Genomic DNA, 23,994 nt, shown 5'->3' with positions numbered 1-23,994 from the left:
GCCCGAACATTATGAAGTTCTTTCATATCATTTTTGGCCTGCTTATAGGCAGAATAGGCTTTCCGTTTTTGTTCCAGAAGATCGGTGTATTCCTCCCGGAGAGATTTGACAGAGGGGAGCTTTTTGATTCCCAGCTCGTCAAAATGATTCTTTGCCGCCTGGTGCAGCAGAATTTCAGCTTCATGTTCTGTTCGGAATTTTTTGCTGTACCCGGCTTTGCGATATTCTACATAGACAGCCCGCGTTTTCGCATAGTTTACGATCTGTTTTTGCAGCTCGGCATTGGCGTTCATTTTTGACTCCAGATCTTTGATCTGAACGGATAAGGTATTGAAATTAGTGGTAGTGGCGTTGGCTTTTTCCAGAAGATCCTCATAACCCATATCGCCATGTTCTTTTAAGTAGAGCACTGCCTGAGAAAGCTGCTTTAGGTTGAACACTTTTGCCCAGCGCTCATAACCAGGGCCCTTGCCGGAACGGATTGCAACTTCAATATCAACCAGCAATCCAACTTTGGAAACCGTTTTTTTAGAAAAGGCATGGCGGGGTTTTACTGTCCGTGTACCGGCAATCCGTTCTTTGATGGCTTGTTCTGTATAATCGCCTTTGAGCGTATCGCATCGGGTATAATTTTCTTGTCCCGGAACTCGGAACCGAAGATGTTTTCTTTCACGGTTGACTTCCAGCCCAGCAGTTTCCAGCTTCTGTAGAAGTTCCTCAAAATCTTTTGGCTTTTCCTCTAATGCAGCATCAATAGCAATGCGTATCTGCTCCTGAAAGGAAGGCTGCTTTTTATTCCCCAGCCATGTGCCATAATGCTCCCGGCTGGGTTTCGGATTTTCTACAATCGAAAGTCCATGTTCCAAACACAGCTTGTCATTCATTCGCCGGATTGCCCAGGTAGAACCCCAGAAGTTGCGAAATTTTTTCTGACAGTCCAGTGTAGTAGAGTTGATAATGATGTGATTATGGACATGGTGCTTATCCACATGGGTGCAGACAACAAAGGCATGGTTTCCTTTTGTGAGCTTCAGTGCCAGCTCCCTGCCGATCTGATTAGCTTCTTCTGGCGTAACTTCGCCGGGCTTAAATGCCTGACGGAGATGGTAGGCGATCACATCATCTGCACCCTGATTTCTGCCGGTCAGATTTGCATACTGTCGTTTGGACAGAAGAAACTCTGCATCAGCAAGCCGGGTATCACACTCATAGCCATAAATGAATTTTCCAAAATCGGTTTTCTGCGGATTTTCTACATAATCAATAATATCTGCAATCGCAGTAGAGATATTCCGACCTTTTCCTACATGCAGAGGCATCAGTCTTGTGGTCGCTATTTTCGTCACCTCCTTAACTTAATTTCAATCAGAGAAGTTATAATTGCAGAAAAAGAGCGGGGCTGCCTATGCGCCCCGCCAAATCTGCTTAACCAAATATAAAATCCTTTAAGGCACTGTTTGCCCCGCCAATGATCCCTACCAGCCATGCAGCCGCCAGAGGCAGACCGTATGGACTGATAAGAAAGGCGATCATAAGCCATGCAAGACCCGGCAAAAAACCTGCGACAAAGAACAGCACCAATGCCGCCAGAAAGATGATCCCGGAAAGAATCCCAAGTACCGCACCGGAAAAAACCACTAAAAATTTACATACCAGATAAAGAATCCCCGTAACCAGCATAAAGGGAAGTGCCAGTAATTTACCTATCAAACGCATACGCTTTGCCTCCTTTCAGAAGGGCATCTGCCCTTATAAAAATTTTACCGTGACGGCAAAAAGAAAGCAACGGCTTTCCGGTTGTTTATGAAATGTTTGCAAATCCCCGGATTAGTTTATCCATGCCATCCCAAAGGCTGTCCAGACGGGTGCGGATGTCCTCTATATCTGCGGCATAAATACTGCCGGTCTCATTGGCCCGTCTGGTATATTGGTTTAAGTTATTGGAACAAATGCGGAGAAGTCGGATCATTTCTTGAATGTCTCCCATATCAAGGTGAATGATGTAACCGTCTACGGCCATCTTTCGCAGATATGCCGACAGGTTGGTAATGCCAAGTTCCGCCATGCGTTCTTTTACCAGTTCGGCCTCCGCTTCGGACATGACAAATTCGACGCGGACGGATTTTTTGTTATGCCTGCCCTTCATCGTTCCAACCCTCTTTTATGAGATGAGACCTCCTGTGTTGAAACCACCGTCTTTGCTCTTTTGAGTTTTTCCCGCAGGGTGGTCTTTTCCAGCTTATCAAGATATTCCTCCAGATTTCCGGCTGTCGCATGATAGCTGCGTTTGAAGCGTTCCCGTTTTAGGATCATCATCAGCTCCGGCTCATTTTCCGGCAGATAAGTCATTGTTTTAGGGACTCCATGCTCTGGCATAAGCCGGTTCATAAGCTGTCTCCGTTCCTGATAGGGAATCGTGATAACATTTCCATCCTCAAATGCAACGGCTACATTTCCGATTGGACAGGTCAGCTTTTTCATCCGTTCCACATGTTCTCTATAATTTAGCGGATAGAGATCGCCAAATATTTTTCCGTCCCTGACTTCTTTCGAAGAGATGGCATAAGCCAAAACTGGATCATTTGTCTGTTCATGGTAAAACCGCCACACTTTATTTTCATGGCTTCCATCCAGATAAACTTCCCGTTCGCGCAGGGTATAGGTTCCGCAGGAGCGTGACATCCAAAGAAGCTGTTTATCCTCTGAACGTTCTGACACAGCCAGTTTTGAGATTAGTTCTTTATCCAGGTCAAAGTCCTCTTTATAATGTTGGGTATGAAGATCTACGATACGGGAAAGAGCACCCAGAAGATCTACATCCTCAAATCTTACCTCGGCCATCAGCGTTCCCTTTCCGGCACAGGAGGGATCATCTGCCTTGCTTCATGCTCCGGTTTGTCTGCTTTCAAACGGTCCATCAAAGACGGCTTTGCTTCCGGCACCAGCTCCCGGATTTCTTCATCCGTCTGTCCGTCTGTCAGATCCGGGCGCACAGGAGGTTCGTTGTTCAGCCTGCCATCCAGCATATTGTAGTTGCCGGTCTGACCTTCCTCATAAAGTTCCGCATTGCGCAGATAACTCTCCGGCGCCTGAAATGGCTGTCCGGCAAACAGAATTTCTCTTTGGGTGGTAAACTGTGCAAGGACCCCATTTTGCAGTCTTGCAAATTCTTCATACTGGCGCAGGGTAAGCCCTCGTTCCAGCATTTCCGCCTGGGTATGCGCCCAGCCTTCTCCATAGAGAAAATAGTACATGTCGGGCTGATCACAGACAAAACACAGGGAACCGTCCTGATTGTCATAGTAAGATGGCTGCATATTCTGGTAATGGCAGCGTTCCTCACGCCCCAAATACACACGGTTGTCCGCACCCAGCATAGCGACCATACCCGCGTAATTACTATGGACCGCAGAGCGGATTTCTACCAGCGGATCTGTTTGAGAAGGAATCTGTCTGCCCGGAATCTCATTTTGTTTTTCCGCTGCATCATTTCTTGGTATCACTTCTTCATGGCTGCGTGCATCCAGCTCCGATTGAGATGTTCCTTTCCGAACAGCACCGGGCTCCGGTTCTTTTTCTTTCACATAGTATCGGACATTTGCTGTCGTATGTTCGTTGGCTTCCTTTGCATAGTTTTCAGCAGCAGCTTTGGTATCAAACTCCAACGGTTTTCCATTTTCCTTGCACCAGCTTTGTGCCGGTCCGAAAATAGAAGTGCTGCTTCGTACTGCCCATACACCATAGGTCCGTTTCCTTTCCATTTCGCATCCCTCCTTATCGTTCCTGCTGTTTGGAAGTTTGTTGCTTTTTTACTGGGTCTGCCGGTTTTGTTGCCTTTAGCTGCTGACGGAGAGAATTCTTATGCTCCGGTTCGGAATCTGTGATGTTGACATATTCGCCAATGATACAGAGCGCTTCTCCATAACTGCCGGAAACAAATACCCGATCAGACATTTCTTTTGCCTGTTCTTTCAAACCATGCTCCCGCAAAGTACGGGAAGCAATACCCAGCAGATTAAAAATGTTCCCATCTGCTCCGATCAGCGGACAATCCGGTTTATCTGCCAACGCTTCCGGTGTTTCTATAAATCCGCCTAAATAATTCGGCACAAAGTCCGACAGCCATGTGCCGCCATAGACTTCATGGGTCTGTAAACGCCACAGGGCAAGTTTTCCTATATCCAGTTTCACATCATCAAACGGGTAAAGCAGACAGGTCAGTTCGCCGTGCTGAAAAGCAGCCACATTCTCAAACTGACAGCCATCTTTCAATATGCCTGCTTTTGTCAGCATTTCATTGATCCCGTCCACCCACTCTGTCAGATCCCCGCCACAGCCCTGTAAAATCAGTCCTTCCTTATCCGGCATGCGGCGAAGGTCCTCCGCGGTAATCGTGTTGATATTCAAAAAATCGCCTCCTATCGTTTTTGTTAAAATATATGTTTTGTCTGCAACTTAACCTCATTTCAAAGCACCGGAGTATTCTTATACAGCTCCCTTGAAAACAGGTGCAAAAAGCCCTTGAAAATCAAGGACTTTTAAGGCTAAGTTGCGGACATATCATGGTTGGTTTTGCCGCTTCCGGCGTTTGCGTTCCCGCTCGGATTTCCGTCTTGCATAGACCCGGCAGGCAGCGGAACAATATGCCTGGCTGGTTGTAGGAAGATATGCCTTTCCACACACAGGGCATATTTTCTGTCTCATGGAGGTGTCCTCGCCGGTAATGGCTGATTCCAGTGCTGCATCCACCGGCAGCACCGCTTTTTCAAAGTACCTGCAATAAGCACCGGTCCACCATTTATTCAGCATGTAACAAGGGCTGTCCAGAGGAAGGCAGATCTTATCCTGGGAGTCATAGTTGGCGCAAAGCTCCGTAACCAGCTTTCGGATCGTAGCCCGCTCCGAGCGGTTCAATTCTCTCTCCGCCATAACGCCTACCTTTCCGGGGCTCTGCTTTGCCGACCGCTGGAAATTTCGGTTGTATCAGTAACATTCCTGGGCTGTGAAAGGGCATCGGCGATAGAGTTCCGCTTTTTCTGTTTTGGTTCATGGTAAATAAAAAGTTCATTTTTTCCTGGTACATACAACAATCCATTTTCTTCGCAGCGGAAAATATCACATTCTTTGTCTGTTGAAACGGTATAAAAGTCTTTGTAATCATAAGGTGCTTTTTGCCGATCCTGATAGGTACACAGCCCTAAGTTGGGGTCACTTGCCAGCCGTTTCGATATGGCGAAAAAGTCGCCTTCTTTTTTGTGAAATTTTCGTATGGGCGTGAAGTGATAACCGCCATATTCAAAGGTTTTTCGATCGCTCATTTACGCCTGCCTTTCTTTACTGGAAATTCCAGCTTGAAATTCACATATTTACCGCCGGTATCATCCAGAATCACTTCCGCATCATAGGTCCTTCCTGTTTTTTCACTGTAAAGCCCGGACATAGAAATGCGGCCCTCTTTCAAAAGAGCCGCTGCCACAGACTTTGTGATAGATTTTTTCTTGCTGGAAAAGAAACGGTTATCTTTCCAAAGAGCAAAAGAACATTCCCTGTTGCCGCAGAAAAAACCTTTCTTTCCTTCAAATACCGGGGCACCGCAGCGGGGACATACCCCCACGGCTTCGTGTGCAGTTCCTTTGGAAGAAGGAAACAGATCCGCAAAACGTTCTTCCGGGGTAGTATGTTCTTTTACCAGCGTCCGGCTCATATCTGCAATCTGATCCATAAAAGATGTTGCCGACAGTTCGCCATGTTCCACTTGTTTCAGCATGGATTCCCATTCTGCAGTTAAGATGGGAGATTTGATATTGTCCGGCAGGACTGCGATCAGGTTCTTTCCTTTTTCCGTAGGAATGAGCTGCTTTTTCTTTCGCTGTACAAATCCGGCAGAAACCAGCTTTTCCAGTGTTGCCGCACGGGTAGCCGGAGTACCCAATCCTTTACGCTCGGCATCTTCCGGCATATCTTCCGCACCGGCAGTCTCCATAGCGGACAGCAGTGTGTCCTCCGTATAGTGTTTCGGCGGTGAAGTTTTCCCTTCACGGAGACTTGCTGATACAGCTTCAAAAGTCTGTCCTTCCTGCAGCACAGGGAGAGCGACAGCTTCATTTTCTTTGTGTTCCGTTTCACTCTGCCTGATACTCATACGGTGAATCCGTTCCACCTCTTTCCAGCCGGACTGTAAAATAGTCTTTCCTTTTGCCGTAAAAGTATATCCCTGGCAGTCCAATATAGCGGTGACCGCTTCAAATCGGTGTACCTGCGTTGTGGCACAAAGCAGTCTGACGGCAAGCAGGGTAAGCACATCCCGCTCCCCGGAAGGAAGCTCTGACAGGTCTGTCCGTGCGATTTCCACAGTTGGGATAATGGCATGGTGGTCAGTCACTTTGCTGTCATCTGTTACCCGGTCAATGTCCGGCTCTCCGGCGTAGCCTTTTCCAAAGGTCATATTGTCACGCAGCCACAGGATCAGGGAAGCGGCGGTTGCCTGCATGTCCTTCGTCAAATACTGGCTGTCCGTTCTCGGATAGGTTGCCAGCTTCTTTTCATAGAGAGATTGCACATAATCAAGGGTCTGTTGAGCCGTATAGCCATAAATACGGTTACATTCCCTTTGCAGAGTTGTAAGGTCATAAAGGCGGGGAGGCTGTATAGTTTTTACCTGCTTTTCCACAGAACGCACAAAAGCGGAGTTGTGGTCACAGTCCATACGGATTTTTTCAGCCTCGGATCGTTCCGTCATTTTTTCGCCGGAAGCAGTAAAACCTCCGCAGGTGATTTCCGGCACATAAAAAGGCTTACTGATGAAGGATTCAATATCCGACTCACGCTGTACCAAAAGTGCCAGTGTCGGTGACATAACACGGCCGACATTTAGGGTGACACCATACAGGACAGAAAAAAGCCGGGTGGCATTGATCCCGATCAGCCAGTCGGCTCCTGCCCGGCAGACCGCCGCATCATAGAGCTTATCGTAATCACTGCCGGGGTGGAGATGGTCAAAGCCCTCACGGATCGCCGCATCCTCCATACTGGAAATCCAAAGGCGCTCCATAGGCTTTTTACATCCGGCATATTCATAGACCAGACGGAAGATCAGTTCTCCTTCTCGTCCGGCATCCGTAGCGCATACCACGGAATCCACCCGTTTGTCCTTCATCAATCGGCACAAAAGGGCAAGCTGCGTTTTCTTATCCTTTGGCACTTCATATTTCCAGTTTTCCGGTAGGATCGGAAGATCCTCATACCGCCATTTGGCGTACTGTTCTTTGTAAGCCTCCGGCTGTGCCAGTTCCAAAAGATGTCCCACGCACCAGCTCACCAGATAGCCGGAACCTTCGAGATAACCGTCTTTTCTTTCCGTTGCGCCTAATACTGCTGCCAGTGACATAGCAACAGAGGGCTTTTCTGCAATCACAAGTTTCAATTTTTATTCCTCCTTCATAGTTTCAAATTCTTTATCCGCAAGTTTTCCGGTTTGCATAAGACACATCAACATAACGCCGGAAGCCATTCCTCCGGCAAAGGTAAGGAAATGTGAAATCAGGTTCCACATAAGCATTCCTCCTAAAAATGGGTAAAGAAAAACGCCCACTTCAAAGTGAGCGCATCAACAGGTATCTATTTTGTTTTTGGTTTCAAGTGATCCGGCAGGACGATCTCTCCAACCGGGATTTCCCGCAGTTCCTTTTTCATCCGATGGGTGAAGCGGATCGTCTTTGCCGTACCGCCGGTTTCCCGTCCGTCATATACAGCGATCACTCGGTCGGAGTGCTCCACCATATAGCGGTTTCTGTGGGAGTAGACGCTTGGGAGATATTTTTCCTGTATGACAACAACATCCGCACAAGCCTCCAGCAGTTCACGGGTTCTTGTTTTCTTATTCAGGCTGTCCAGACGTTTGCGGTAAGGGATCACTGCGATCAGCTCCAGCGCCGGATTAGTCTGCTTTCTTTCCAACACCAGCTCTGCAAAATACTGATCCACGCCATCTGCAAAGCCACTCATAAAACAGGTAAATCCATCTGTAACGGCAGCATCGATCTCATGTTCCAAAGCGGCTTTTATTTTGTTGATCTCATTCTGCGGCAAATCCCTGTGTCCGGTAACACAGCAAGTCTTTCCTTTCATCGGTCATCCCTCCATCTGATAGGTAAAATTCTTCACTTTTCATATAGTAATAGATTTAATTTAGCAAGTCAACGATAATACCCTTTTTCCTTTTGCGGATAATAAAGGGGCGTGAGGTACAATCTATTACAGAATGGGAGGTGAAGGCGATGTATGAAGATTTTGTCCCGGAACGATTAGCGAAGCTGCGGACACAAAAAGGAGTTTCCGCACGCGATATGTCTTTATCGTTAGGTCAGGCAAACAACTACATCAATAATATTGAGAATAAAAAGTCACTTCCCGCTATGCAGTCTTTTTTCTACATCTGCGAATATCTGGGTGTGACACCGCAGGAATTCTTTGATGAAGGAAATACCTACCCGGAAACCTTAAAGGAATTCATTGCAGAGGCAAGACAGCTTGATCCTCAATCCATGCAATATATCCTCGGTATTATGAAAGAACTCAATAGCAGAAAGTAAGCGGTCACGGTAATGGCCGCTTTTTTCGTGACTTTCTTTATTATATTTTATAATGTTCTCGAAATGTCCGCTCCCTATACCGATAAGTATTCAAAAACTGTTCTCCAAACAGCCTTTTTCTATTCGCCGGTACTGCCAAAGCTGCCGGTTCCTCGTTCTGTTCCCAGATCGGTTACAAAATCCGCAATGACGATCGGCGTGATCACAAGCTGCCCGATACGGGCTCCCTTAAAAAGAGACTGCGCCTGATTGCTTACATTGCTGATGATCGCATGGATCTCTCCACGGTAGCCGGAATCCACAGGCGGCAGTTCACAGACCAGACCTTTTACCGCCATGCTGGTACGGGGAAAGATATATCCCGCATATCCATCCGGTATTTCCAGTCCAAAACCCAAAGGAATTTTGGCGATTTCTCCGGGCTGTAAGGTACAGTCATAGGGCAGATAAACATCCGCTCCGGCATCATTGCCATGCGGACGGTAAGGACGCTGGTGCTCCGGTACGCCAAAGTCGATCAGTTTTATTTTCATCGGCAGTCTCCTTCCCAAAGAGCAGGATAATCTTTTTCCAAAATATCCTCTGGCGTCATATTTGCCTGCAGTTTTCGTCCGCAGGTCATTTTCCCTTCCAGACATCGATCCATCTGACAAAAAGGCCCGGTCAGTGATGGGGCAAACAAAGTAGGGCTTAGTTCATAAAGTTCTTTCCAGACCTTTAGCAGCACGATCCTTGTTTCATCTGTATTTCTCCGGCATACCCGCTGGCTGATGATATGTTTCCACTGATAAGGGGTGGCGCTGATGAGCAGTACATTCCGCAATCCCTGGGGCGTGGCATAGCCGGCCGCATCGTGCCCGCTTCCGGCAGTGCACAGGGCTTCATAACATTTCATGCTTTCATTACAGCTTTTTAAGTACAGTTCCCGTACCACTGCCGGAGCCGTCATAATAGAATACGGGACAGCGAAATCCGCCTGTCCCGTATAGTTGCTGTACTGCAGCGATGCACTCATAAATTTTACTTCGTTCTGGTGGCGGGTGATCTGCGCCAGAAAACGCCTGCTGGCGCCGACAATGGCTACCGTGATCACCGCAAATTTCTGGATGGTAGGATGGGGAAGCGCCCCCATAGCTGCTACTGTCTGAACGCTGAATGATTTTTCGTAGAGCTCCATCAGGTCGTCCATTGAGGCAATCTTATGTCCCTGCTGGGTAAGCCTTGCCGCAAAGACCATGTTTTTTTCTGCTTCCGCTACCGCCTGGCAGTTCAAAATTTTTACTTCAATCTGTTTAATTGGTATGTCCCTCCTTTACAATCGCTTTCAGTAAGAACAGATAGTTAAGACTGTCTGTGATCTTTTCGTCCCATGTGTCCATCGGATAAACCACTTCTTCGGCAAAGCACATATCGTATAGAGAAACAATATGCTTTGCCAGCATACCGGCAAGGGCACGCTGGGGCGTTGTGTGCTGTAAAGCTGCCGCTGCCTTAAATGCACCCAGCCGGTCCGGGTCATCCCCGGTGTATTCTTTGGTTTTCCGTTTCAAGGTATCAGCACAGAGCCGCACCTGTTCGTCAAAAACGGCATTGACTTCATTTTGCGTAATATAGCATCCCTCCTTTGAAAACAAGAAACCGGCTATTCTAAAGCATCTTAGAATAGCCGGCAAATAAATGGATATGTAATTGTTTATAGTGTATTGATCTCTTTTTCCAGTTCCTGGACCGCTGCTATGACTGTCTCAAATGTCGGAACATCCCCATACAACATATCCTGCATAGAGTTATAGTCCGCTTCCAATGCTGCAAACCGATATTCCGGCGGGAGTAATTTTAATGTGCCCGGCACAGCCTCCGGGTACTTCGCCCATGATCTGGGATAGAATTTCATTTTGAAATCTACAACTTTCTTCAGGAGGTCAAGCCTGGAAAAAGCAGCTTCTTTAACCGGTGTTGCAGCCATGCGGTAGAGATCATAATAATGTCTGGAATACCGCTGCGGCATTTCCAAATGTTCCGGTCTGTTCGCTTCATGGTGCAGGATTGTGGCTTTTTCCCAGAAGGTCCGTTCCGGGGCAACGGTAAGGATTGCGGTTTCTTTTTGCTCAAAAATCTTCGGATAATATTTTGCCGCGTATGGTTCGATCAGCGCTGTTTTTGCAGGAGTCCACGCTGCCAGCGCACCAATCTCTAAACGGATCACCTGTAAAGTCGCCGTATTCGTAAAAAGGTGCGGATAGGCGAAAATGACCGTCTGTTTATCCTTTTCATCTATGTAGACATTTGCTTCACAACCGATTTCCTGGGATAAGCCGGCTTTGACTGCCGGGCAGAATGTTTCGGACAGAAATACCTCTGCACGCACATTGGCTTCTTTGTTAAAAGCATCCTGTTTTGTATTGGAACGTTTCTCCCATGGTTCATCTTTGCCATATCCCAATACACGCCAGTCCAGAATCAAATCAATATCTTCTGAAAACCGGCTGATCAGGTGAAAGGCTTTTGAAAGGCTGGTACCACCCTTAAAGGTGATGGACTCTTTCCATGGTGAGCGGTGAAATAAATAATCCAGCGTAAAACATACCCAAAAGTCTTTTTCCACGATGGCATCATTCAGCCCCATTTTATCTGCTGTATTTCTGAACAGCTCCCTGCGGTCGTTATCTGAAAGTCTTGCTATATTTCTCATTGTACCTTTTCACCTCCACAAATCTGCCGTATCGTATCGTAAACCCAATCCGTAGACTCGGTTGCTTCCTTCAAACAAGCCTGTTTATCCTTGTCTGTCAGTTTTTCGGAAAGCATCTGTATGACTTCTGGCGTAACATTCGATCTGCCAAGCGTTTTTAATGCCTGTATAACCAAACTTGTCATATAGGACAATCCGGTAATCTCCTTATTGGTCCGGTGCTTAAATTCCAGCTTTGTAGAGTTCCACTCGTAGGTCTTATATGGACCATCGCTGATATAGGACCATACTGCTGTTACCTGTGTTGAAAGACCTAACAGGTTCAATGCTGTATTCCCACATGGGGCAATCGTCCAGTGATAACTTCGTGCCAATGCGTTCGCCACCGCTTCCGGGTCTGCCGCCACATATTCATCCAGAAGTTTGCTATATTTTGGTTTTTCATAAACTCCTTTCAAAATACGGCGCAATGTTCCTGATTGCACTAAACGGCTTAAACTTTGACGAATAGTGGATGTATCTGCAATATCCGCAAAATCAGACATCACAAAAACAGTTCCATCTTCAAGAGAAAGAACACGCTCTCGTATTCGTTTTGTATATCCGTTGTCCACAATACCGCCTCCCTTCATGTCACGAATATTATATATTATTCGTGACATGATTGCAATAGGTCCTATTCCTCTTATTTTGAGTGTTCCCATTAAAAATCTGATTTATACATCAAAAATCAAAAATTTTGCAAGGCAGTACAGTTTTCATATATGTCACATATTTTATATATTATTCGTGACATCAGGCAGTTGGCAGGTAGATCCAGTCGTGCATCAGGCACACGCTGGGTTCATCCTCCCTGGGAACCAGACGGTAGGTACATTCCCCATAGACCGTGCGTTTGTCCTCGATCTCCATGCCATAGGCTTTATAAAAGCGGTATTCCAGATTGGAGATAATACAGCGCAGGGTTTGCAGAGCCTCCCTTTGAGCTGATACGATCAGGTCACGGTCAATGCTGCGCTTCAAAAACAGCAGCGATTTGTAAAGCTGTACCTCTGTGCGGTAAGGGCGGCAGTCTTTCGTTTCCAGCCATCCGCAAAAAGCGACCGGTCCGCTCTGGATCACACTGCGGTCCGGGTGATAATACTCATAGCAGTCCAGGTTTGCCGTATTCAGAAGATAGAGCATTTCCCGGACTTCATTTTCCGGCATGTCGTAAAACCGCAAAAGCGAGCGGTAAAGATGGACATAGCCGGGAATGGAAATCATGGTATTTACCATAAAATAAAATCCTCCTTGTAAACAGCAGGTGCGGGAGCTTTTGCCCCCGCACCGTCTAAAATCTATATTTCGTTATCTACTTTCACGAGTTTTCCCATGACAAGAAAGCGTCCTGTGCCGCCCGGCGTACAGGTAGAAAGGGTCAGTACCTTATCGCTGCAGGTCACAGTCACATCACTTTCCACCGCAGAACGTTCCTTCATAGCTGTAAGCCAGGTAGTATAAGCACCGTCATCCTTCCAGGAAAGCTGCCAGGGAGAAGTTTTACTGCCGGATTCTTCCGGTTTTGCTGCAAATGCCGTAAAGATCTCCATGACATAACCCCCCTTCGGAGTAACGAGATACATCTGCCTGTGAGTATCAAAGTAACTTTGTTCATCGTACCGGTTCAGCAAGGCAAACATGGAACCATCCCGCATATTATGACCGTAAATGATCGTATTGCGGTCTGAAAAATCTGCCCGGTTTTCATAGTCGGCAAACAGGCAGCCAACCTTGTTATAGGTCCCGTCATAAAGATGGTTCAGGTAATACTCGTTGTTGTCGGTCTGCGTCACCGGATAATTGAGCACCGTATCAGGAAGAGAAAGCCATCCGATGATGTCCGGTCCATTTTCACGGAGCGTTTCAAAGTCTACCGAAGGCAGGACAATATCGGTATCGTCCCGTTTTGGTTCTGTCGGATCGGGTGCCGACTCCGGGGAAGCTGTCTGCTCCGGCACTTCCACATATCCGGCAAGATCTCGATAGGCATCTTTACTCTCAGCATACTGGTTCAAGTCACGGAACACCAAAAAACCGCTGCCAAGAGCCACCAGAACGCAGAGTGAAAGGACAGAAACCCCGACAGCCGTTCTTTTCAGGGAAGTCCTGCTGTATTTTCCCTTTTTGAAATAATACACAGCAAATACGCTGCCGCCGATCAGTGCGGCTGCCAGCAGTCCGCCATACAGGAAAATATACGGATCATCCCCGGTCTGCGGTACCGGCTTTTGAGGGGTGGAAGGATTGGAGGGAACAGAAGGCTTTTCCGGGTTCTTTGGGTTATCCGGCTTTTCCGGTTTTTCATTAAAGAACTGGACCGTAGATGTCTGATCTGCCTTGATCTCCACCGTAGCGGCATCAGGAATGATGTAATCCTTGCTTGCCCGGTTTGCAACTTCTGTTACGGTATAAATACCGACACGAAGGCCCTTAACTTCAATCACGCCGGATTTTGGAGTGGTGAATGTCTCGCAGTAGGAGCCGTCCGCACTCTTAACCTCGATGGCAAAACCATCTTTGCGCCCGTCGCTGGAATCCTTTGTGATCTTTAAGTTGCCGCGGTAAGCCTCATTGGTAAATCCGTGCCCGGCTTCTCCATTTTCCACAACTGCGACCTGTCCATCTTCTGTGATGGAAAAATAGTAAGCGTTTGAGTCAGGCTGATAGCCCTCCGGCGCTTTGCTTTCTTTGATAAAGTAGCCGCCAGCCAGAAGGTTTTCCGCCGTATGATAGCCTGCATCGGTTTCTTTCAGCGTACCGATCTTTTGATCGTCAGGATCATATTCCTGGTTGGCGTTGGAATCCGCATACAGGTCGAACACTGCACCGGGCAGGAAGCGCAGGAAAGAATTCTTGTCTTTCTTATCCTCCTTTTCCACAGGGGACGGTTCCTCCACAGCTTCGGTTTTAGTTACCTGCACACTGCCGCGGATCAGGGTGTTTTCCACACGGATCTCGATATGCTGTCCGTCTGCACCGATATATACATGGTGCTGCTGCGGGCTTACCGTATAAAGGTCAGGGGCAGAGATCTCCTTGACGATCCAGGGTCCGTAAGGAATGTTCTCAAAGGAAAAACTGCCGTCTTTTCCGGTAATAGCAGTAAGCAGCGCATTTTCTTCAGTAAATTCTTCGGTATCAGGTCTAAACAGACCCATGAGCGCACCGGCAAGCGTGACATCCTCGCCGCCTTCCGGGTTTTCCCCGACTTTTACACCGTCTACACGCCCACGGAGAAGTTCATTGGAAACAGCCTCGCCTTCATTGACAAGGATCTGTACCAGGGCGGTTTCCTGACCAGCATACTCAAAGACAACCGGATATTCCTGATTCGAAAGGATATAGGCGCCGTTGGTTGTGCGTTCCTTGACATAATAGCTGCCAAAAGGCAGGTCGGAAGCGAAGGAAGCGCTGTAACCGCCGGATTCCTCAGACGAAACAGAGACCACTTCCAGAAGTCCACCTGCCGGGATTACGCTGCCATCTGCCGCCGTCAGGTCTGCGGAAGCATAAAGTCCAAAGGAAATATCCTTATATTCCTCGTTCATGCCAAGACCGAACAGGTCATCGGTCTCCATTGCCTTGAAAAGTGTGACATCCACTTTCTGGCGTTCGTCATAAAGACCGGCCGCTGTCTGTGTAACCTCTACGGTCTCACCCGCATAGGTCAGTTCCACATATTCCGGTTGAGGATTCAACACACAGCCGGAAGGCGCCTGACGTTCCTCCAGACGATAACGGCCAAGATAGAGAGACCCGCTTTTCGCTGTGCCGTCCTCGCCGGTCGTAAGTGTTTCCACAACCGTATCTTTTTCTGCCCGCAAGGTACCGTCACCGGTATAAATATCTTCATCTGCGATCACATCATAGACCGCTCCAGGAAGTCCGGCAACCTCATATACCGGTTGGTACAGTCCGTCGTTTTCCTGGACAGAAGCAAATACTTCTCCGGTCTTTGTGATGGTAAGCTGGCCTTTCTGCGGCATATTGTACTGAGTGACCGTCACAACCGCCTCGCTGCCGTCAATGGTAAACGGTACCGGCTGATCGGAAAGCACATAGCCATAAGGGGCAGCCACCTCATAAAGTTCATAATCCCCGGCGGCCAAAGGCTCCGGCAGCATCAGCCAGCCCTCGTCAGAAACATAGAAGGTATCCAGTGTTTCCGGGTTCGGATAGTAGACGGTCTGGGTGATAAATTCCCCGGTGGAAAGATCCTTGATCTGAAAACCGGTTCCGGTCACAGGGATAATCTTTCCGGTCTCTGCGTCACATTTTTCAACTTTCAGACGGGCTGTGATGGTGCGGTTGTTCAGGATATAGCTGTAAGTCTTTCCGTCAGAGGAAATGAATACCGTAAAGTCCGGGACAAAGGCTTTGCCTTCCTCGCCTGCGATCTGATGGACCGTATAATGTCCATAAGGAAGCGGTTTACTGGAAGCAAAACCATCCGCATCCGTGGTAAGAAGGTCACGTTCACTTTCCTTTGCCGCGTCATAGCTCCCGGCTGCCTTTAAGTAAACTTCAAAGACTGCGCCTGCTTCCGGGCGTTCGATGATACCAGCATTGGGATCGTCGGTATTTTCGCCCTCAGGCACATCCGGGTCCAGGTCATCGGTGTGCTTGACAAGCTGGATATTTCCGTAAATAACCGTTTCCGTCACCTGATTTTCTGTGGTATTGAGTTCCACTTCATACAGGGAAGGGGATGCACCCACTTCATAAATGGTTTCATTCAGAAGATACCCGGTGCTCGGTTCGATTTCCCGGATCGTCCAGCCATCCCCGCATACATAATAGCGGGTCATAAAGCTGCCATCCGGTCCGGTAGTATAAGTGTCGATCAGTTCGCCATCACGGAAGATCCCATAGGCCGCCCCTGCAAGCGTGGCATCCCCCTGAGCATTTCCGGTGTCAGCATCACTCTTTACCACATGGACGCGAAATTTCTTCAGAATATTGCTGAAATGTACCGAAGAAGTCTGCCCGCTTTCAATGGTCACGTACTGTGCGGAAGGGGTCACATAGCGGTCCACCGGAAGTTCTTTTACCAGATAGGTTCCCGGCAGGAGCTTCTTTTCAATCTGGCCGTTTTCTCCGGTCGTAACTTCCTCATTGACTTCATTTCCCAAAATGTCCGTACCGGAGATATGGAAGGTGATACCGGAAACAATGCCGTCCTCACTGGTCTTGACAAGTTTTGCGGTACCGTAAGTTTCCGTTTTGAATTTTACAAAGAAGGAAACCGGATCGCTGGCGCCGGTCATCATGGTCTGGTAGCCGGGTCTGCCCCAGATCAGCATGTCGTTTGCCACCGGGATATTCTTTCGGAATTCAAACAGCACCGGGTCCATCATCATCTGCCTGCTGGTAAAGGTGTATTCATTTCCGTTTCTTGTCACAGAAACGCCGCTGCCTTTCAAAGCCTCCAGATCGATCTTCAAGTTATTGGTATCTGTGACCGTCAGGGTATAGACCTTTTTTTCTACATCCCATTTCAGTTCCAGTTCCGGTGCTTCGCTTTTCTTAGAAGAAGTAAAGGAAGGTACTGTGGAATGGGAAGCGACCTGTGCAAGAATCCAGTCATAGGCTTTTTCTGCCGGTCGTCCGGCGATCACGCTGAAATACTGGTCGGCGTCTGCGTGGCCGTTTCCGTGGCGGTTGTACGGATCGCTTCTAAGTTGCTGCTGGTATTCCCAAAGGATGATCTGGGTTGCCATCTTATAGTCATCCTCGTTGATTCCGGAAACAGGGAGCGCCGCACCGGGTTTCCAGCCATAGATCGCAGTCAGGGTGATCCCCCTCCTTGCCTCGGCAGGAAGCAGGTTCAGGTATTGGCTGTTGGTCCCGCTTTCCGAAACATAGGTATTTTCCGAAGTATGGTAAGGAATCCCGCTCTCCACACAGTAAACCTGGTGGCTGATCCCGTCAGAATCCGTCAGCATATAGTGCCGGTAAGCATTGCCCCCGGAACTGGTGTGTACATCGATGGTTCCGTCTGCATGGTAGGCAAGATAGGTGTAAGGCGCCGGGGCACGGTAGTGGTTCCCATCAGAGCCCACATACTGGTCGCCCAGCCAGGAGCTTGCCGTCTGTCCGACAGACATGGCAAAAGCCTGAGCCGGAAGAAGCCCCAAAATGCTTGCCATACAAAGCAAAAACGCCAACAGCTTGCGAAAGCCGCGGCGTCTGGTTATGATATGTTCCATGAAAAAATCCTCACTTTCATAAAATCTAAAAGGACAGCCTTATTTGCTGTCCTTGTCGTCAAAATCATCCTCGGAAAGATATTCCGGTTCCCCGTATGCCTCATCCGGGTCAAAGCCTTCGCCATAACCGTCATCCTCAAATTCCGCATCGTCCTCGGCCTGCTGTTTCGGACGCACGATTTTTACATAGTAACCGATCCCGCCGACCGCAAGTAAGGCAGCAAGGATAAACAGGATCGTGCCGACGCTGCCGGTTTCTTTCTTCGGCTTTTCCGGTTCTGCCGGTTTTTCAGTTTCCGCCGGCTTTTCTTTTCCTTTGCAGCCATTTAAGTCATTTTTGCAGACCGGACAGCCGGTATTAACCTTTCCTGCCTCACATTTTTCTGTGCAGTTACAGCTTTCTTCCTGGGGGATCATGCTCATGCTGCCATTGTTCTTTTCTGCAAGTGCCATCAGGTCGGACTCTGTGACGCCGTTTAAGAAGTAGACATTGTTATCTTCCCGTTTCCCGTCGATCACCAGATAAAAGACATTGCCCGCGTCCGTAGTGATGGTGTAAAACTGTTTTTCCCCATCCGTACCGCTGATGTTGTCCTGTACCGTTCCGGTGCCTTCCGGGGTAAATGCACCTTCCGGGATCGCAGAAGTATTTTCCTGCTGTCCGGTACTGTTATCTGAACCGGAAGAATTTCCGCCGCCGGAAGGGGTTGCAGCGTTTGAGCCGGAAGGTTTTTCTTCCTTAGGCGGTTTTGTCTGTGTACCGGACGGACTCTGGGGTGCTGTCGTAGCAGGTTTCTTTTCAGGAGCCGGTTCTTTGTAATACGGATTATCCAGCTTTACCACATCAGAACGGTTGCCGGCATAATCTTTTGCGTATATGCTTACCTGTTTTTCTGTTCCGGCATAATCTTTCAGTGCGACCGACGCTTTCCCGTCGGTGAGGGAGTTGATACGGTTTTCATCAACAAAGACCGCCTCCACGCCGGATAGATCGTCACTGCTTTCTATTTTCAGGGCATCGCCCTCCATGGAAGCAGTCAGCGTTGGCGGTGTGGTGTCTTTGGAACCGCCGGCATGAGCCGTTACAGGTAATGCGCTGACACTTACAAGAAGCGTAAGCGCCAGCAGCAGGGAAAGTTTTTTAAGCCTCATGCACATCCTCCTTCTCCTGCGGTAAAACAGTTTCCGAAGGGGCTGCCTGCTGTGATTTCAAAAAATCCGCAAGCTGCTGGGGCGTCAGTTTGAAACTGCGCGCCACCGCTACATAATCGGTATTTTCCAGCTCTGTTTTCTGTTCCTCCAGCTTATGGAGCTTTGCCTGCATTTCCGCAATCCTTGTTTTGGTCTTTTCAATTTCCTTTTCCAGTTTTTCAATTTTAGGATTCAATTTATTACCTCCAATCTGTTAAGGCAGACGCCCAAATGTATAAAAATGCTGCTGCCAGTAGCTTGTATTGATGTTTGCATAAGAAATCGGGTCTCCACAGTGGATCATCATTCCATTTCCCACATAGATCCCTACATGGCTTGCGCCGCTGGTGTTGTAGGTCCCCTGGAAGAAGATCAGGTCGCCCGGTTTTGCATCCGCACTTGATACCGGCGTACATACACCTAAAAGACCATCCGCGGTCAGCCTTCCGAAATTCCAGCCAACGCCGCAGTTGTTGATCACCCAGGACACATAGCCGGAACAGTCAAAGGAAGTGGAAGGGCTTGCGCCTCCCCATACATACGGATAGCCAAGATATTTTTCCGCCTCGGCCATCATTGCGGCAAACTGTTCATCCGCAAGGGCTTCCGGTGGAATGTCATAATCGAAGTAGTTTCCTGTGCCGCCTGAACCAACTTCCGGCAGGTGCCGTTCGCTGGTATCGCCGGTATCGGCAAAATACAGGGGATTCAAATACTGGCCGTCAACCAGGACTTCTAAGTGCAGGTGGGCCCCGGTAGAATTTCCGGTATTCCCGACCTTTGCGATCACATCCCCGGCTTTGACCTCCTGCCCGGCAGAAACAAGGATCTGGGAACAGTGCCCGTATTTGGTCGTCAGGGTATGTCCTTCGTATGCCTCGCCTTCAATAGCGACACACAAGCCATAACCGCCGGCATTTCCCGCAAGGGTGACCGTTCCGTCATGCCCGGCAAGGATCTCTGTGCCCTCCGGCATCCCGATGTCCACACCGGTGTGATAGTTCTTTTCCCCACTGATGGGATGTACCCGGTAGCCGTAATAACTGGTCACATAAGGGAGCCAGTTGGTGCCAAAGACATTTTTGACATACTGGCGGTTTCCTTTTGTCTGCAGCAGGATCTCGCAGATCTCTTTCTGGTCTGCGTTCATCCGGGAAACGACCAGGTTTTCTAGAGGTGTGACTGTGAGCTTGACATTTAAGATGCGCCATTCATAAGGCACTTCCTCCTGGGTTTCTTCCCCGGTTTCCGGATCAACGGAAGTTTCGGTGCGGTAACGGATCTCGGTTTCTTCTGAAAAGGACAGGGTATATTGTTCCTGGAAAAGCTGCCGCAGCACGCTTTCCACTTCATCGTAAGTAAATCCCTGATAAGCAGAAGTCAGATACCCCATCAGCACATACGGGTCATGCTCGATTGCGCCCAGGTTATACCGGTATTCGTCATAGCCGGGGCGGTCTGATTCCACCCGGTCTATTTCCATTTGCAGATCCGTTTCCCATTCGGTATAGGTAAGCTCCGCCTGGTTGATGTCCTGATCATCTGCAAGATAGGTAGAAGCAGCCAGACTTCCCAAACCGCCGGTCCCGATATTGGAGAACGTGGAAAACAGGGATGTGATCAGGAAAATTACCAAAAGGAGAAGCAGGAGGACAAGGCAGATTACAGGGTGCCGTTTGACCGCATGGACAATACCGACGCTGACCCTCTCTGTTGCGACTGCGGCATTTTTTGCCTGTTTCCCGGCTTCACGGGCAGCCTTGGCATACTGCCTTTTCAGTTTTTGTTTCTGCCATATCCGGGCAATCGCATGTTTCTTCAGCTCCGGGTGGTCGCTAAGAGCCTGCCGGTAAGCAAGTCTTGCGTTTGCTTTTGCTGATTTTTGCTGTAATTTCGCTGCCTTTCGGTAGGGGGCAGTTTTATGCCGGTGATATGCCGTGCGAAGCCCTGCCTCGCCCACAAGTTCAGAGCGGTGGGCTGCCTTGATGCCCACATTTTCATCCTCTGCCTCATAAATCTTTTTATGAGCGTAACCAATGGCAGTATTGGCGCCCGCCTTGACCGGACGCAGGGGTACAGGTCCTTTTACATGGACCTTTTGGGATTTGACCTCCTTTTCAAATTTTAAGTGTTTTTTGGCTTTTCCGGTCTCCGGGTCGGAAACCGTCTCCATGCGCAGTTTCTTCCGGGCAGGTAGACGATTTTGCGCCTGCTCTGCTTTTTGTGCAGTCCGTTCCGCCTTCCGTCTTGCATGGGTGAGCTTTTTATCCTTTGTCTCCGGCGGTAGTTCATCCGCAGTAAATTCCAGCTTGGATGTTTTCGGCGGTTCGCTATCCATACCCTTTTCCTTCTGCGCTGCCTGTTCCTCCGCCTGTGCCGCTTCCTGAAAACGCTGCTGATATTTGTTCCCATGCTGGTGTGTTCGGTAACGGTGTTCCTGACCGGATCTGTCTGTGCCGTTCGGTGGGGCTGAGCCTTCGGAAGAAGGAGCATATTTTCCGGTATCATGGTCTGTCACATCCTCTGTTACAAAAGAACGCCTGGAAGCCTCCTGCCGGAAATTGCTTCGCACGTTGTCCTGTATCGGGGGCGCTGTCCTGGTAGCATCCGGTGTCTCAAAGTGTTCCGAAAAACCATCCAAAGCGGTTGCATACGCTTCGCCCTGTTCCAGCAAGGACGCCGGTGTTTCCGGTGACAGATGGGAAAATTCCGTCTGTACAGGGATGTCCTGCCTGTGTGTCTTGCCGTTGACAGAAGAAGGGGTGTCCCGTGCCCTGCGCAGGTCAAAATCCTGTTCGGTCTGCCTGGCTGCCGGTTGATCCTCCCCGTGGGAATCACGCACCGGCATCCGGGTATCTTTGCGCTTCCTTTGAAATTCCCTGTCGTGTGCCATTGTTCTCACCTCCGATCCATTTTAATTTTTGTCTCACGCTTTGGTCCCCGCTACTTCATCCGGTCTTGTGGTAAGCACGCTGTACAAGAGTGTGTCCTTCGGGAAGTGGTCCACAAAGGGGATGATCACATTTCCAAAGAACAAAAGCCCCTCGCCGGGACCGGAATGGGTCACATACGAAAGCTGGTGCGGGGAGATTCCCAACTGCTTTGCCAAAATCTGACGGTCTCCCTGGGCCTGGTTGAGCATATAGATAAAGTCCGAGTTCTCAAAAATATTTTCGATCTCACGGGAAGCCAGAAGGTCCTTGACATTCTGCGTTAAACCTGATGGGATTCCGCCCCATTTACGGAAGCGTTTCCAGATCTCCACGCTGAAACTTCCTGTCTGCCCTTTCAAAAGAAGATGGAATTCGTCGATATAGAACCAGGTTGTTTTATGTTTGGAGCGATTGGCCGTGACACGGTTCCACACCGCATCCTGCATGATCAAAAGCCCGATTTCCTTTAAGGCTTTTCCCAGTGACTTAAGCTGGAAACACAGTACCCGGTGTTTATCCATCTGGATATTGGAACGGTGGTTGAACACGTTAAGGGAACCATTGACATAGATTTCCAGCGCCGTTGCGATATTCTGTGCCTCCGGTTCAGACTGTTTCAAAAGCAGCTCGTAAAGATCACCTAAGATCGGCATATTTTCCGGGCACGGGTCCTGCAGGTATTCCCGGTACACCAGTCTGGTACAACGGTCGATGATCGTCCTTTCAATGGGGGAAAGTCCTTCTTTGCCGCCGATGATAAGGTCACACAGCGACAGGATAAAATCACTTTTCAAAGTGATCGGGTTTTCATCATCGGAATAGTCCAGATTGATGTCCATCGGGTTGATGTAGTTCGTGGAAGTAGGGGAAATATCAATGACCTGCCCCTGGGAACCGAACTGCTGTACCAGCGGCCCATACTCATTTTCCGGGTCGGCGATAATGATGTCGTCCTCCGTCAGAAGGAACACATTGACGATCTCACGCTTGGCAGAGAAAGATTTGCCGCTTCCTGGGGTACCGAGAAACAGCCCATTGGGGTTTTTCAGCGTTTTTCTGTTCGCCATGATCAAGTTATTGGAAAGGGCGTTCAGGCCGTAATACAATGCCTCGCCCTCCTGGAACAGTTCACAGGTCGTAAACGGTACAAAAATCGCTGTGCTGCTGGTCGTAAGCCCGCGCTCAATTTCAATCTGGTTCGTACCAAGAGCAAGCGAGGACATAAGCCCCTGTTCCTGCTGGTAATCCAGCCGTTTTAAGGCACAGTTGTATTTCTGTGCCACACCCGAAGCGGCAAAAATATCATTGAACAGCTTTTGGCGTTTGGCAGCGATATTTTCCACCAGTACCGTCACAAGGAACATGCGCTCATTGCGGCTCTGCAAATCCTGCAAAAGATTTTTGGCTTCCTCTCCATAGGTGGCAAGGTCGGTGGGAATGATGTCCATGTCATACCCGGATCGGACCGCTTTCTTTTGTTCCTCAATGGTCATTTTCTGCAGGTCCGACATTTTGCGCTTGATGTTTCGGATCGCCTGCGCCTGGTCGATAGACTGGATATGCAGGTTGACGGTCACGGCGTCGTTTAAGTCAAGAAGATCCGCTAAAAGCCGGTCAGTAAGCTCCGGCGCTAGAATCTGCAAAAAGGAGACAGCACCGGAATGGTCGCCTACCCGAAATGTCTTTCCATCCTTTGAAAAAGACAGCCCGGATGGGGAAACGAAGTCTTTGGTAGAAAGACCGGTCTTAGGCAGATCCGACCACTGGAAATGAAACTTTTCCTGGCCGTCCGGGTGAAGCTGGCTGTGAAGAAGTTCCAGACGTTCCAGTCCGTTTAAGGATCTCGCCTGAACTCCCAGAGTCTTGAAATTTGCCAGCACATCCGTTTCAATGCGTTCCAGACGCATTTTCGCAGTACGCAGGTCATCTGCCTCGATCCCAAAGGTAATGTATTTGCGTTTGGTGAGACCGTTATTTCCTTTCTGCAACTGGTTCTTTAACATATCCCCGTATTCCTTGCGGATTCCGTCATACTCGTCGCCGCGGGGAGGGATGTCAATGCTTTTGGTAAAATCCTGCATATTGGCTCGCTGGTTGATAAAGGTAAGCTGCACATGGATCGAGGCGTCGAAGTAATTTAAGAAATCGCAGTAACCCTCGAAGATCTGTGCTTTATCATCTGCCTGTGCAAGCTGATAGTTAATATCAAAAAACTGCACCGTTTTGGTGTAAAGGGTATCGGTCAGCCGGCAGATCCCATCCCGGTACATTTCACGGTAGGGAATGCTCTGCTGGACCGTCTGCGGGGCATCTGCTTTCAGCCCGGCAAAAAAGCC

The 23,994-nt window shown here is 48.8% G+C and carries 23 protein-coding genes; 1 reads left to right on the top strand and 22 read right to left on the bottom strand.

Features of this window, described 5'->3' with window-relative positions; genetic code table 11:
• From DW826_RS10100 to DW826_RS10050, 11 genes are all read right to left on the bottom strand, one after another.
• Positions 1-1,337 (bottom strand): relaxase/mobilization nuclease domain-containing protein (locus DW826_RS10100; protein WP_242994081.1); only part of this gene is annotated, 1,337 nt, incomplete at its 3' end.
• Positions 1,338-1,425: 88 nt separating this feature from the next.
• The gene (locus DW826_RS10095; protein WP_117552653.1) at positions 1,426-1,716 is read right to left on the bottom strand and encodes a CD1845 family protein; all 291 of its coding nucleotides are present in this window, start codon (positions 1,714-1,716) and stop codon (positions 1,426-1,428) included.
• Between the two features lie 85 nt (positions 1,717-1,801).
• On the bottom strand, positions 1,802-2,146 hold the full coding sequence (mobC, locus tag DW826_RS10090) for a plasmid mobilization relaxosome protein MobC (RefSeq protein WP_117552652.1): 345 nt from the start codon (positions 2,144-2,146) through the stop codon (positions 1,802-1,804).
• Positions 2,143-2,841, bottom strand: a complete 699-nt coding sequence (locus tag DW826_RS10085; RefSeq protein WP_117552651.1) for a hypothetical protein — start codon at positions 2,839-2,841, stop codon at positions 2,143-2,145. The genes mobC and DW826_RS10085 overlap by 4 nt, the downstream gene beginning before the upstream one ends.
• Positions 2,841-3,761, bottom strand: a complete 921-nt coding sequence (locus DW826_RS10080) for a DUF4316 domain-containing protein (protein WP_117552650.1) — start codon at positions 3,759-3,761, stop codon at positions 2,841-2,843. Before DW826_RS10080 ends, DW826_RS10085 begins: the two co-directional genes overlap by 1 nt.
• A 13-nt stretch (positions 3,762-3,774) precedes the next feature.
• On the bottom strand, positions 3,775-4,407 hold the full coding sequence (locus DW826_RS10075) for a hypothetical protein (RefSeq protein ID WP_117552649.1): 633 nt from the start codon (positions 4,405-4,407) through the stop codon (positions 3,775-3,777).
• 153 nt (positions 4,408-4,560) lie between these two features.
• A complete protein-coding gene (locus tag DW826_RS10070; protein ID WP_055156923.1) occupies positions 4,561-4,929 on the bottom strand; it encodes a cysteine-rich VLP protein in 369 nt (122 codons plus the stop codon).
• Between the two features lie 5 nt (positions 4,930-4,934).
• Positions 4,935-5,318 (bottom strand): hypothetical protein, encoded by a 384-nt coding sequence (locus DW826_RS10065; RefSeq protein ID WP_025580944.1) that lies wholly within the window; start codon positions 5,316-5,318, stop codon positions 4,935-4,937.
• Complete coding sequence (locus DW826_RS10060) at positions 5,315-7,423, bottom strand: DNA topoisomerase 3 (protein ID WP_055156921.1); 2,109 nt, start codon at positions 7,421-7,423, stop codon at positions 5,315-5,317. The genes DW826_RS10065 and DW826_RS10060 overlap by 4 nt, the downstream gene beginning before the upstream one ends.
• Before the next feature lie 3 nt (positions 7,424-7,426).
• Entirely contained in the window at positions 7,427-7,552 is a 126-nt protein-coding gene (locus DW826_RS10055; protein WP_081017347.1) for a DUF3789 domain-containing protein, read from the bottom strand.
• 65 nt (positions 7,553-7,617) lie between these two features.
• Complete coding sequence (locus DW826_RS10050) at positions 7,618-8,127, bottom strand: SLOG family protein (RefSeq protein ID WP_055158503.1); 510 nt, start codon at positions 8,125-8,127, stop codon at positions 7,618-7,620.
• A 149-nt stretch (positions 8,128-8,276) separates the two neighbouring features.
• On the opposite strand from DW826_RS10050, the gene DW826_RS10045 reads away from it, so the two are divergent.
• The gene (locus DW826_RS10045) at positions 8,277-8,591 is read left to right on the top strand and encodes a helix-turn-helix transcriptional regulator (RefSeq protein ID WP_005361112.1); all 315 of its coding nucleotides are present in this window, start codon (positions 8,277-8,279) and stop codon (positions 8,589-8,591) included.
• Between the two features lie 119 nt (positions 8,592-8,710).
• Here the strand turns inward: DW826_RS10045 and DW826_RS10040 are convergent, their stop codons facing one another.
• The 11 genes from DW826_RS10040 to DW826_RS09990 form a co-directional block, all read right to left on the bottom strand.
• Entirely contained in the window at positions 8,711-9,124 is a 414-nt protein-coding gene (locus tag DW826_RS10040; protein ID WP_005361111.1) for a deoxyuridine 5'-triphosphate nucleotidohydrolase, read from the bottom strand.
• The gene (locus DW826_RS10035; RefSeq protein WP_199596375.1) at positions 9,121-9,888 is read right to left on the bottom strand and encodes an FAD-dependent thymidylate synthase; all 768 of its coding nucleotides are present in this window, start codon (positions 9,886-9,888) and stop codon (positions 9,121-9,123) included. The genes DW826_RS10040 and DW826_RS10035 overlap by 4 nt, the downstream gene beginning before the upstream one ends.
• The gene (locus DW826_RS10030; protein WP_223385985.1) at positions 9,884-10,225 is read right to left on the bottom strand and encodes a hypothetical protein; all 342 of its coding nucleotides are present in this window, start codon (positions 10,223-10,225) and stop codon (positions 9,884-9,886) included. Before DW826_RS10030 ends, DW826_RS10035 begins: the two co-directional genes overlap by 5 nt.
• Before the next feature lie 59 nt (positions 10,226-10,284).
• A complete protein-coding gene (locus DW826_RS10025) occupies positions 10,285-11,283 on the bottom strand; it encodes a nucleotidyl transferase AbiEii/AbiGii toxin family protein (protein WP_064785857.1) in 999 nt (332 codons plus the stop codon).
• A complete protein-coding gene (locus DW826_RS10020) occupies positions 11,280-11,897 on the bottom strand; it encodes a DUF6088 family protein (RefSeq protein WP_055158509.1) in 618 nt (205 codons plus the stop codon). The genes DW826_RS10025 and DW826_RS10020 overlap by 4 nt, the downstream gene beginning before the upstream one ends.
• Before the next feature lie 181 nt (positions 11,898-12,078).
• The gene (locus DW826_RS10015; RefSeq protein WP_015542949.1) at positions 12,079-12,561 is read right to left on the bottom strand and encodes a hypothetical protein; all 483 of its coding nucleotides are present in this window, start codon (positions 12,559-12,561) and stop codon (positions 12,079-12,081) included.
• A 62-nt stretch (positions 12,562-12,623) separates the two neighbouring features.
• Positions 12,624-17,534, bottom strand: a complete 4,911-nt coding sequence (gene srtB, locus DW826_RS10010; RefSeq protein ID WP_117552648.1) for a class B sortase — start codon at positions 17,532-17,534, stop codon at positions 12,624-12,626.
• Positions 17,535-17,573: 39 nt separating this feature from the next.
• On the bottom strand, positions 17,574-18,686 hold the full coding sequence (locus tag DW826_RS10005; RefSeq protein WP_117468867.1) for a DUF4366 domain-containing protein: 1,113 nt from the start codon (positions 18,684-18,686) through the stop codon (positions 17,574-17,576).
• Entirely contained in the window at positions 18,676-18,921 is a 246-nt protein-coding gene (locus DW826_RS10000; protein WP_117505244.1) for a DUF4315 family protein, read from the bottom strand. Before DW826_RS10000 ends, DW826_RS10005 begins: the two co-directional genes overlap by 11 nt.
• 18 nt (positions 18,922-18,939) lie before the next feature.
• Positions 18,940-21,618 carry a CD1108 family mobile element protein gene (locus tag DW826_RS09995; protein ID WP_117552647.1) on the bottom strand — a complete coding sequence of 893 codons (2,679 nt, stop codon included), beginning with the start codon at positions 21,616-21,618 and terminating at the stop codon, positions 18,940-18,942.
• Between the two features lie 33 nt (positions 21,619-21,651).
• Complete coding sequence (locus tag DW826_RS09990; protein WP_117552659.1) at positions 21,652-23,928, bottom strand: VirB4-like conjugal transfer ATPase, CD1110 family; 2,277 nt, start codon at positions 23,926-23,928, stop codon at positions 21,652-21,654.
• Positions 23,929-23,994: the final 66 nt, after the last annotated feature.

Source organism: Clostridium sp. AM34-11AC, from assembly GCF_003435375.1.
GTDB classification, from domain to species: Bacteria; Bacillota; Clostridia; order Lachnospirales; family Lachnospiraceae; genus Pilosibacter; species Pilosibacter fragilis.
Note: the sequence above shows the minus strand (reverse complement) of the source record. Positions and strands in the feature narration are given on the sequence as shown.

Bases quoted from the DNA above. Each gene is read 5' to 3' on its own strand.
- DW826_RS10095 (WP_117552653.1), bottom strand. From the start codon at position 1,716: ATGCGTTTGATAGGTAAATTACTGGCACTTCCCTTTATGCTGGTTACG.
- mobC (WP_117552652.1), bottom strand. From the start codon at position 2,146: ATGAAGGGCAGGCATAACAAAAAATCCGTCCGCGTCGAATTTGTCATG.
- DW826_RS10085 (WP_117552651.1), bottom strand. From the start codon at position 2,841: ATGGCCGAGGTAAGATTTGAGGATGTAGATCTTCTGGGTGCTCTTTCC.
- DW826_RS10080 (WP_117552650.1), bottom strand. From the start codon at position 3,761: ATGGAAAGGAAACGGACCTATGGTGTATGGGCAGTACGAAGCAGCACT.
- DW826_RS10070 (WP_055156923.1), bottom strand. From the start codon at position 4,929: ATGGCGGAGAGAGAATTGAACCGCTCGGAGCGGGCTACGATCCGAAAG.
- DW826_RS10065 (WP_025580944.1), bottom strand. From the start codon at position 5,318: ATGAGCGATCGAAAAACCTTTGAATATGGCGGTTATCACTTCACGCCC.
- DW826_RS10055 (WP_081017347.1), bottom strand. From the start codon at position 7,552: ATGTGGAACCTGATTTCACATTTCCTTACCTTTGCCGGAGGAATGGCT.
- DW826_RS10050 (WP_055158503.1), bottom strand. From the start codon at position 8,127: ATGAAAGGAAAGACTTGCTGTGTTACCGGACACAGGGATTTGCCGCAG.
- DW826_RS10045 (WP_005361112.1), top strand. From the start codon at position 8,277: ATGTATGAAGATTTTGTCCCGGAACGATTAGCGAAGCTGCGGACACAA.
- DW826_RS10040 (WP_005361111.1), bottom strand. From the start codon at position 9,124: ATGAAAATAAAACTGATCGACTTTGGCGTACCGGAGCACCAGCGTCCT.
- DW826_RS10025 (WP_064785857.1), bottom strand. From the start codon at position 11,283: ATGAGAAATATAGCAAGACTTTCAGATAACGACCGCAGGGAGCTGTTC.
- DW826_RS10015 (WP_015542949.1), bottom strand. From the start codon at position 12,561: ATGGTAAATACCATGATTTCCATTCCCGGCTATGTCCATCTTTACCGC.
- srtB (WP_117552648.1), bottom strand. From the start codon at position 17,534: ATGGAACATATCATAACCAGACGCCGCGGCTTTCGCAAGCTGTTGGCG.
- DW826_RS10005 (WP_117468867.1), bottom strand. From the start codon at position 18,686: ATGAGGCTTAAAAAACTTTCCCTGCTGCTGGCGCTTACGCTTCTTGTA.
- DW826_RS09995 (WP_117552647.1), bottom strand. From the start codon at position 21,618: ATGGCACACGACAGGGAATTTCAAAGGAAGCGCAAAGATACCCGGATG.
- DW826_RS09990 (WP_117552659.1), bottom strand. From the start codon at position 23,928: ATGTACCGGGATGGGATCTGCCGGCTGACCGATACCCTTTACACCAAA.